The following is a 9,698-nucleotide window of genomic DNA, read 5'->3' as shown; positions in this document are numbered from 1 at the left end:
CTTGTCGGAACGCTCCGACGTTCAGCTGAACAGGCGCCGGGCCACCATCGAGCCCGCGGCGATGTCGCGTGTCTCCAGCGCTTCGTACAGCTTGCCCAGCTCGCCTCCGATGGAGGCAAAGCCGGCAGGACTCAAGGGCTGCCCGTTGTCGTCGACGATTACCGCATCCATGCCCAGCGACAGCGCTTGTGCGCTCGCCTGCCAGGCCGAGAAGGGTTCGGCCTCGGCGGCCGTCTGCGGCACGTCGAAGCTCAGCGTCACATCGCGTACCGCGGCGCGGTTGGGGTCGTCGGCCAGGGCGGCCTGCGAGTCGAAGGTCAGCGTGAGCACCGGCGGTGCGCCCTCTTCGGTCGAGGGCAGGACCAGCCGGCCCGGCACCATGCCCGGAACGAAACCATGGCGTGCCGCGTGCTGCTGGATGTAGCCCACGCTCCAGGCGGCCGAGCGCGCCTGCAGGTGCACGGCGAGCTGGGCATCGCATTGGCTGGCGAAGGCATCGAGTTCGCGCGCGCGTGCGGCCGCGTCGAGCATGTCGGGGAAGTCGGCCATCGCACCGATGGCCTCGGCGAAGGGCTCGATCTTCTGCACGAACTCGGAGTACTCGATCTCGTTCAGGGCACCGGTGCGGTTGGCCAGCTGCACGCCGGCCTGCAGCTCGCTGTAATGCTGGCCGGGCAGCGGCGCTTCCCATTCGCCGGTTTCGGCGTTCAGGCCTTCGATGAGGAACGGCTTGCTCCCGGCGCGTCGCGTGGGGGGCTGGTGGGCCAGCACCATCTCGCCGCTCACCGGCGCGTCGAGCGTGAGCGTGCCGATGGCGTCGATGAGGGCATCGATGCGCTGCGGCATGCGCCGCGGCAGGCTCATCGGCAGCGGCGGTGCCTCGGCCTCTTCGGGGCTTGCGGGTTCCGTGCGCGGCTCTGCCTGTGCGGTGTCGAGCACCGGCTCGCGCGACTCCAGCGGCGGTGCTTCAGGGCGCCTGGGGCCGGCTTTGCGCGCCTGCCAGGCGCCATGCGCCACCACGCCGGCCAACACCACGCCCCCCAAGCCGGCCAGCGCGATGGTGAGGCTGTTCATGCTCAGGCCGCGTCCGCCAAGCCGACGGCCGCTTCCATGTCGACCGCGACGATGCGCGACACGCCCTGCTCCTGCATGGTCACGCCGATGAGCTGCTCGGCCATCTCCATCGCGATCTTGTTGTGGCTGATGAAGAGGAACTGCGTGCCGCTGCTCATCTCCTTCACCAGCTTGGCGTAGCGCTCGGTGTTGGCATCGTCCAGCGGCGCGTCCACTTCGTCGAGCAAGCAGAACGGGGCGGGGTTGAGCTGGAAGATGGCGAACACGAGGGCGATCGCGGTCAGCGCCTTCTCGCCACCCGAGAGCAAGTGGATGGTGCTGTTCTTCTTGCCCGGCGGCTGGGCCATCACCTGCACGCCGGCATCCAGGATCTCGTCGCCCGTCATCACGAGCTTGGCCTGGCCACCGCCGAAGAGGCTGGGGAACATGCGGCCGAAGTGCTCGTTGACCTGGTTGAAGGTGGTGCCCAGCAGGTCGCGCGTTTCCAGGTCGATCTTGTGGATGGCGTTTTCGAGCGTGGTGATGGCTTCGTTCAGGTCGGCGTTCTGCGCGTCGAGGAAGGTCTTGCGCTCGCGCGATGCGGTCAGCTCGTCGAGCGCCGCCAGGTTCACCGCGCCCAGCGCATTGATCTCGCGGTTGATGCTGTCGATCTGGCCCTGCAGGCCGTAGAGCTTGACGTTGTTGTCGGCGATGGTCTGCGCCAGCGCGGCGAGGTCGACCTCGGCGGCGGTGAGCTGCTCCATGAACTGCGCGCCGCCCAGTTGCGCGGCCTGCTCTTCGAGTTGCAGCTTGGTGATGCGGTCGCGCAGCGGCTGCAGGCTTTGCTCGTGCTGCAGGCGCTGCTCGTCGGCGCGGCGCAGGCGCAGGCTCAGGTCGTCGTACTCGCTGCGCTTGGCGCCGAGCGCGGCTTCGCGGTCGAGCTTGAGCGCAAGTGCCGCTTCCAGGCCGACCTGGGCCGAGGCATCAGTCAGGCGCGCCAGCTCCTCGTTCAACTGCACGGCCGATTGTTCGTTGGCCGCCACCTGCTGCACCGAGGTTTCGATGCTGCGCTGCAGCTCGCTGCGGCGTGCCACAAGCGAGCGCGAAGCGAACTGCGCCTCTTGCGCCTGGCGCTCCAGCGAGCGCAGCTGCTCGCGCGCTTCGGCCAGCTTGCGCTCGGCCGTGATCACGCCTTCTTCCAGCTCGGCGTGGCGCTCCTGCGTGGTGGCGAGCTGCATGTCGAGTTCTTCGAAGCGGGCCTCGCCCGTGGCGCGGCGCTCGTTCAGCTCTTCGAGCTGCGCGTCGACCTCGGCCAGTTCGCTGTCGAGCTGGCCGCGCCGGGCGCTGGTCTGCTCGGCCTGTTGCGACAGGCGCAGCAGCTCCACCTGCAGTTGGTGCGCGCGCGTCTGGGTTTCGCCAGCTTCGCGGCGGGCGGTGACGAGTCGTTGCGAGGCCTCGGTGTAGGCGGCCTCGGCGCGGATTAGGCCACTGCGCGACTCTTCGGCGATCAGCGCCTGCGCACGCAGCTGGCGCTCCAGGTTCTCGATCTCCTGCGCGCGGGCCAGCATGCCGGCTTGCTCGGAATCGGGGGCGTAGAAGGCCACAGCGAACTGGCTCACCGCGTGGCCTTCGCGGGTCATGATCACTTCGCCGTGCGTGAGCTTGCTGCGCGCGGCCAGGGCCTCGTCGATGTTGCCGGCGGTGTAGACACCTTCCAGCCAATCGTTCAGCAAGGCCTTCAGGCCTGCATCACCCAGGCGCAGCAGGTCGGACAACCGCGGCAGCGTCTGGTGCGTGTTGGCAATGGCGGCCTGCGGCGGTGTGTAGAACGCGAGCTTGGCGGGCGGCGCATCGGTGGCGAAGGCACGCACGGTTTCCACACGACCCACTTCGAGCGCGTTGATGCGCTCGCGCAGGGCGGATTCGAGCGCCGTCTCCCAGCCCGACTCGATGTGGAGCTTGGTCCACAGACCCTGCAGGCCTTCGAGGCCGTGCTTGGCGAGCCAAGGCCGCAGCTTGCCTTCGGTCTGCACCTTCTCCTGCAGAGCGCGCAGGGCTTCGAGGCGCGCGCTCAGGTCGGCCTGCTTGGCCGCTTCGGTGTTCACCTGCTCCTGCTTGCCGCGCCGGTCTTCGTCGAGCGCAGGCACCTGATCGTTCAGCTCGTGCAGGCGGGCGTCGGCCACGCCTTGCGCCTCCTCGGCCACGGCGTACTGGCTCTTCAGCTCGGCCAGGCGCTCCATGTCGGGCGCGGCGAGCTGGCGGCGCTCGCCGTCGAGCCGTTCGCGCCGCGCGTTGAACTGCCGTCGCTGGTCGTCGATGTTGCGGCTTTCGGCAGCCAGCACCTGGATCTGTTGCTGCACGCTCGCCACCACCGTGCGCTGCTCGTTGCTGCGGTTCTGCGCGGCACGCACAGCGTCTTCCACGGTCGGCAGGTTGCCGGCCTGCTCTTCGGCCTGCGCTGCCAGCACCTCGCTCTGCTCATCGGCGGCAGCGATCTGCTCGGCGATCTGCTCCAGCTCGTCTTGCGCTTCGGCCTGGCGCTCCTGCCATTGCTCGCTCTGCGCCTTGAGCTCGACCAGCCGCTGCTCGACGCGTTGGCGGCCTTCGACCACGTAGCGGATGCGCTCTTCGAGCCGGCTCACTTCGAGCGAGGCCTCGGCCAGCGAGCCTTGCGCCGTGTGCAGCTCATCGCTCGCGGCGTAGTGCGCCTGGCGGATGGTCTCCAGCTCGGCCTCGCCATGGCGCAACTCGGCCATGCGCTCTTCGAAGGCATTGGTGGCGGCCAGCACCTCGTTCCTGACCCGTTCCTGTTCGCTCGCAGCATCGCGGTGCTTGAGGAACCACAGCTGGTGCAGCTTGAGCGTGCCGCTCTCCTGCAGGCTGCGGTACTGGCTGGCCACCTCGGCCTGCTTCTCCAGCTTGTCGAGGTTGCTGTTGAGTTCACGCAGGATGTCTTCGACGCGCGTGAGGTTCTCGCGCGTGTCCTTCAGCCGGTTCTCGGTCTCGCGGCGGCGCTCCTTGTACTTGGAGACGCCGGCAGCCTCTTCGAGGAAGAGGCGCAGCTCCTCCGGCTTGGATTCGATGATGCGGCTGATCGTGCCCTGGCCGATGATGGCGTAGGCGCGGGGGCCGAGGCCGGTGCCGAGGAAGACGTCTTGCACGTCGCGGCGGCGCACCGGCTGGTTGTTGATGAAATAGCTGCTGGTGCCGTCGCGCGTGAGGGTGCGCTTGACGGCAATCTCGGTGAACTGGTTCCACTGCCCGCCAGCGCGCGCGTCTTCGTTGCTGAACACCAGCTCCACGCTGGCGCGGCTCGCGCCCTTGCGGTTGCCCGAGCCGCTGAAGATCACGTCCTGCATGGATTCGCCGCGCAGTTCGCTGGCCTTGGACTCACCCAGCACCCAGCGCACCGCGTCCATGATGTTGGACTTGCCGCAACCGTTGGGGCCGACCACGCCGACCAGTTGGCCAGGAAGCTGGAAATTGGTGGGTTCGGCGAACGACTTGAAGCCCGAGAGCTTGATGGAATTCAAACGCATGGAGAGAGCGGCCCGCGCCATGCACCCGGCAGACCGCCGGATGCATCTAAGTACTTGATTTATTTGAGAAATCTCGTGGTCTCACGAGCTTTCAGCGAGGCGCGATGATACCATCGCACCCCTTCGCTCCCACCCCGCAAAACCCTCTCCAAACGTGACCGCCATGGCCAAGATGTCCGCCAAAGTTGCCCCCCCGAAGAACACCTTCACCCAGCGCGAAAAGCCCGCTAAGCCGCCCACCGCGCCGAGCAAGCAGCTGGACGTGTTCCCCAACCCGGCCCCCGGGCGCGACTACGTCATCCAGTTCCAGGTGCCCGAGTTCACCTGCAATTGCCCGCTGACGGGCCAGCCCGACTTCGCGCACTTCACCATCGACATGATTGCCGACAAGCTGTGCATCGAGCTGAAGAGCCTGAAGCTGTACTTCTGGAGCTACCGCAACGAAGGCGCATTCCACGAGAAGGTGACCAACACCATCCTCGACGACATCGTGAAGGCCATTGACCCGCGCTTCGTGCGCATCACCGCCAAGTGGTACGTGCGCGGCGGCATCTACACCAACGTGGTGGCCGAGCACCGCAAGAAGGGCTGGAAGCCCCAGCCCACCATCGACCTGCCCGCGCATTCGATGGAGCGCGGCCTGCTCTGACGCGGCCAGGACGGTCATCACGTCCTTGATAATCGGCGGATGAACCCGCTGCTGGCCAAGCTCCACCCCTACCCCTTCGAGCGCCTGAGCGCGCTCACCAAGGACATCACCCCCAACCCGGCCTACAAACCCATCGGGCTGGGCATCGGCGAGCCCAAGCACGCCACGCCCGAGCTGGTGCTCAAGGCCATCGTCGAAGGCTTCCCCGGCCTGGCCGGCTACCCAGGCACCGCCGGTGAACCCGCCTTGCGCCGGGCCTGTGCCGACTGGATCAAGCGCCGCTACGGCGTCGAGGTGAACCCGCTGACCGAGGTGCTGTCGGTGAATGGCTCGCGCGAAGCCTTGTTCGCGCTGGCGCAGACGGTGGTCGACCCGACGAAGCCTGGCGCCACCGTCGTCTGCCCGAACCCGTTCTATCAGATCTACGAGGGCGCGGCCCTGCTCGCCGGGGCCGCGCCGCACTACGTCAACAGCGACCCGGCGCGTAACTTCGCGGTCGACTGGGCCTCGGTACCCGAGGCCGTCTGGGCCCGCACGCAGATGGTCTACGTCTGCTCGCCCGGCAACCCCACGGGCGCGGTGATGCCGCTCGACGAATGGAAGCTGCTGTTCGAGCTGAGTGACCGCCACGGCTTCGTGATTGCCTCCGACGAGTGCTACTCCGAGATCTACTTCCGCGACGAGCCGCCGCTCGGTTCACTGCAAGCGGCCAGGCTGCTGGGGCGCGACTTCAAGAACCTGATCGCACTGACCAGCCTGTCCAAGCGCTCCAACGTGCCGGGCATGCGCTCGGGCTTCGTGGCGGGCGATGCGGCGCTGCTCAAGCAGTTCCTGCTCTACCGCACCTACCACGGCAGCGCGATGAGCGGTACCTTCCAGCGCGCGAGCATCGCCGCCTGGAATGACGAGCAGCACGTGATCGACAACCGCGACAAGTACCGCCGCAAGTTCGCGCAGGTCACGCCGGTGCTGGCCGAGGTGCTCGACGTGGCACTGCCGGATGCAAGTTTTTACCTCTGGGCGGGTGTCCCCGGGGGGGACGACGTGGCCTTCGCCCTCAAACTGCTGGCTCAATACAATGTGACGGTGCTGCCGGGCAGCCTGCTGGCCCGCACCGCCCACGGCATCAACCCCGGTGCCGGGCGCATCCGCCTGGCCCTGGTGGCCGAAGTCGATGAGTGCCTGGAAGCCGCGCAACGCATCGTCTCCTTCGTCAAATCGCTCTGAATCTTTCTAGCCGCAACATCCCATGACCCAACAACTGCAAACCCTGATCGACACCGCCTGGGAAGACCGCGCCAACATCTCCGCACAGAACGCTTCCAAGGAAACGCGTGAGGCCGTCGAGCACGTCATCAACGAGCTCAACAAGGGCCGCTTCCGCGTGGCCGAGCGCCAGGGCGTGGGCCAGTGGACAGTCAACCAGTGGATGAAGAAGGCCGTGTTGCTCTCGTTCCGCCTGAACGACAACGCGCTGATGCATGCCGGCGAGCTGGCCTTCTTCGACAAGGTGAAAACCAAGTTCTCGAACCTGGACGAAGCCCAGGTGCGCGAAGCCGGCGTGCGCGTGGTGCCGCCCGCCGTGGCGCGCCACGGTTCGTTCATCGCCAAGGGCGCTGTGCTGATGCCAAGCTACGTGAACATCGGCGCCTACGTCGACGAAGGCACCATGGTCGACACCTGGTCCACCGTGGGCTCCTGCGCCCAGATCGGCAAGAACGTGCACCTCTCCGGCGGGGTGGGCATCGGCGGCGTGCTGGAGCCGCTGCAGGCCAACCCCACCATCATCGAAGACAACTGCTTCGTCGGTGCCCGCTCCGAAGTGGCAGAAGGCGTGATCGTCGAGGAGAACTCGGTGATCTCCATGGGCGTGTACCTCGGCCAAAGCACCAAGATCTACGAACGCGCCACCGGTGAAGTGATCTACGGCCGCGTGCCTTCGGGTTCGGTGGTCGTGGCCGGCAACATGCCCAGCAGCGACGGCAGCCACAGCCTGTACTGCGCCGTGATCGTCAAGCGCGTGGACGCCAAGACCCGCAGCAAGACCAGCATCAACGAACTGCTGCGCGCCTGATTGCCCTGCCCCGCCTGATCTCGATCAAAGGACTCCCATGAACACCACGACGAACGGCGCCGCACCCGGCAACATGGAACGGGTGCTGCGGCTGATGGCCGAGAAGAGTGCATCCGACGTGTACCTGTCGGCGGCCACGCCGATCCTGATCAAGATCAACGGGCAGATCCTGCAGCTGTCCGACCAGCCGCTCTCCGCCGCTCAGCCACGCCAGTTGCTGGCCGAACTGCTCACGCCGAGCCAGCTGGAAGACCTCGAGGACACCGGCGAGCTCAACGTGGGCATCGGCATCACCGGCGTCGGCAGCTTCCGCCTGAGCGCCTTCCGCCAGCGCGGCTCCATCGCCGCGGTGTTCCGCTGCATCCCGCATGACATCCCGCAACTGGGCAGCCTCAATCTGCCTCCGGTTCTCAACACCCTGGTGCTGGAGAAGCGCGGCCTGATCCTGCTGGTGGGTGCCACCGGCACCGGCAAGAGCACCACGCTCGCGTCGATGCTGGAGCAACGCAATCAGCAGATGGCCGGGCACATCCTGACCATCGAAGACCCGATCGAGTTCATGTTCCACAACAAGCGCTCGATGGTGAACCAGCGCGAGGTGGGGCGCGACACGCAATCGCTGCAGATCGCGCTGAAGAACGCGCTGCGCCAGGCACCCGACTGCATCTACATCGGCGAAATCCGCGACCGCGAGACCATGACCATGGCGATCTCGTACTCGCTGTCGGGCCACCTGGTCGTCTCGACCCTGCACGCCAACAACAGCTACCACGCGCTGGGCCGGATCCTGTCGTTCTACTCGCCCGAGTCGCGCCCTGCCCTGCTGGCCGACCTGGCCTCGGGCCTGCGCGCCATCGTGTCGCAGCGCCTGGTGCGCGCCTCGGCCGGCGGCCGCCGGCCTGCGGTGGAGGTGATGCTCAACACCAAGCTGGTGTCCGAACTCATCGAACAAGGCGACTTCAACGGCGTGAAGGAAGCGATGGAAAAGTCGCTGGCCGAAGGCTCGCAGACCTTCGAGGCCGACCTCGCCCGCCTGATCGGCGAAGGCGTGATCACCCGCGACGAAGGCCTGGCCTACGCCGATTCGCCGACCAACCTGATGTGGCGGCTGCAGAACGACATGGAACCGGTCTCCCGACTGCAGCCCAAGAAGGAAGAGGTCGACGACCAGCCCACCTTCACCGAGATCACGCTCGACGTGCCCTCCGACGACGGCCGCAACAGCGGCTTCCGCGCCACTCGTTTCTAAATGTCGGCCACGCTGCAGCTCACCGAAGCGCTGATCGCGCGTCGCTCACCCACACCCGACGACGGGGGCTGCCAGGAGCTGTTGGTGTCACGCCTGAAGCCGCTCGGCTTCGAATGCGAGACGCTGGTCTTCGGCCCGCCGGAGTTCCGCGTCTCCAACCTGTGGGCCGTGCGCCGCGGGCGCCCCGGCAGCAAGCTGCTGATGTTCGCGGGCCACACCGACGTGGTGCCCACCGGCCCGCTGAACCAGTGGCACAGCGACCCCTTCGTGCCCACACACAGAGGCGGCCTGCTCTATGGCCGCGGCGCGGCCGACATGAAGACCTCGATTGCTGCGTTCGTGGTCGCCATCGAGGAATTCATCGCCGCGCACCGCGAGCACTGCGGCAGCATCGCCCTGCTCATCACGAGCGACGAGGAAGGCCCTTCGGTCGATGGCACGGTCAAGGTCTGCGAGGTGCTCAAGCAACGCGGCGAGCGCATCGACTACTGCATCGTGGGCGAACCCACCTCGGTCGACCGGCTCGGTGACATGATCAAGAACGGCCGCCGCGGCTCGCTCTCGGGCAAGCTCAGCGTCAAGGGCGTCCAGGGCCACATTGCCTACCCGCAGCTCGCCAAGAACCCCATCCACCTGGCCGCGCCGGCTCTAGCCGAGCTGGCCGCCATCGAGTGGGACCGCGGCAACGCCTACTTCCCGCCCACCAGCTGGCAGGTGAGCAACATCCACGGCGGCACGGGCGCCACCAACGTGATCCCGGGCGAGCTGGTGATCGACTTCAACTTCCGCTTCTCGACCGAGGCCACGCCCGAGACGCTGAAGTCGCGCGTGCACGCCGTGCTCGACAAGCACGGCCTCGACTACGCGCTGGCCTGGACGCTGAGCGGTGAGCCCTTCATCACACCGCGCGGCGCGCTGGTGGAATCGCTCGAAGCCGCCATCCGCAGCGAGACCGGCCTCGCGACCGAGCTGTCGACGACCGGCGGAACCTCCGACGGCCGCTTCATCGCCAAGATCTGCCCGCAGGTGGTGGAGTTCGGGCCGCTGAACGAGAGCATCCACAAGATCGACGAACACGTGAAGGTGGCAGACATCGAGCCACTCAAGAACATCTACCGCAAGACACTGGAAGGC

Annotated in this window: 7 protein-coding genes; 5 read left to right on the top strand and 2 right to left on the bottom strand. The window is 67.0% G+C overall.

What is annotated here, in order from left to right; genetic code table 11:
• Nucleotides 1-21: 21 nt before the first annotated feature.
• Nucleotides 22-1,074, bottom strand: coding sequence for a cell division protein FtsZ (locus tag VFL64_RS01355; RefSeq protein ID WP_489538579.1), 1,053 nt, complete (start codon nucleotides 1,072-1,074; stop codon nucleotides 22-24).
• A 2-nt stretch (nucleotides 1,075-1,076) separates the two neighbouring features.
• Entirely contained in the window at nucleotides 1,077-4,592 is a 3,516-nt protein-coding gene (gene smc / locus VFL64_RS01350; protein WP_489538578.1) for a chromosome segregation protein SMC, read from the bottom strand.
• A gap of 163 nt (nucleotides 4,593-4,755) precedes the next feature.
• On the opposite strand from smc, the gene queF reads away from it, so the two are divergent.
• The 5 genes from queF to dapE all read left to right on the top strand — a co-directional run.
• Nucleotides 4,756-5,241 (top strand): preQ(1) synthase, encoded by a 486-nt coding sequence (queF, locus tag VFL64_RS01345; protein ID WP_489538577.1) that lies wholly within the window; start codon nucleotides 4,756-4,758, stop codon nucleotides 5,239-5,241.
• A 39-nt stretch (nucleotides 5,242-5,280) separates the two neighbouring features.
• Nucleotides 5,281-6,468 (top strand): succinyldiaminopimelate transaminase, encoded by a 1,188-nt coding sequence (dapC, locus tag VFL64_RS01340; RefSeq protein WP_489538576.1) that lies wholly within the window; start codon nucleotides 5,281-5,283, stop codon nucleotides 6,466-6,468.
• A 22-nt stretch (nucleotides 6,469-6,490) separates the two neighbouring features.
• The gene (gene dapD / locus VFL64_RS01335; protein ID WP_489538575.1) at nucleotides 6,491-7,315 is read left to right on the top strand and encodes a 2,3,4,5-tetrahydropyridine-2,6-dicarboxylate N-succinyltransferase; all 825 of its coding nucleotides are present in this window, start codon (nucleotides 6,491-6,493) and stop codon (nucleotides 7,313-7,315) included.
• Nucleotides 7,316-7,352: 37 nt separating this feature from the next.
• Nucleotides 7,353-8,564, top strand: coding sequence for a PilT/PilU family type 4a pilus ATPase (locus VFL64_RS01330; protein WP_489538574.1), 1,212 nt, complete (start codon nucleotides 7,353-7,355; stop codon nucleotides 8,562-8,564).
• The coding region (gene dapE, locus VFL64_RS01325) for a succinyl-diaminopimelate desuccinylase (protein ID WP_489538573.1) at nucleotides 8,565-9,698 on the top strand (1,134 nt) is incomplete at its 3' end. It abuts the gene before it with no gap.

Origin of the sequence: Rhizobacter sp. (assembly GCF_035702065.1) — a bacterium.
Taxonomy (GTDB): domain Bacteria; phylum Pseudomonadota; class Gammaproteobacteria; order Burkholderiales; family Burkholderiaceae_C; genus Rhizobacter.
The sequence above is the reverse complement of the archived record's forward strand: the minus strand, read 5'-3'. Positions and strand labels throughout refer to the sequence as shown.

What these genes read in the sequence shown, in the direction of transcription:
- VFL64_RS01355 (WP_489538579.1), bottom strand. Translation starts at nt 1,074, where the DNA reads ATGAACAGCCTCACCATCGCGCTGGCCGGCTTGGGGGGCGTGGTGTTG.
- smc (WP_489538578.1), bottom strand. Translation starts at nt 4,592, where the DNA reads ATGCGTTTGAATTCCATCAAGCTCTCGGGCTTCAAGTCGTTCGCCGAA.
- queF (WP_489538577.1), top strand. Translation starts at nt 4,756, where the DNA reads ATGGCCAAGATGTCCGCCAAAGTTGCCCCCCCGAAGAACACCTTCACC.
- dapC (WP_489538576.1), top strand. Translation starts at nt 5,281, where the DNA reads ATGAACCCGCTGCTGGCCAAGCTCCACCCCTACCCCTTCGAGCGCCTG.
- dapD (WP_489538575.1), top strand. Translation starts at nt 6,491, where the DNA reads ATGACCCAACAACTGCAAACCCTGATCGACACCGCCTGGGAAGACCGC.
- VFL64_RS01330 (WP_489538574.1), top strand. Translation starts at nt 7,353, where the DNA reads ATGAACACCACGACGAACGGCGCCGCACCCGGCAACATGGAACGGGTG.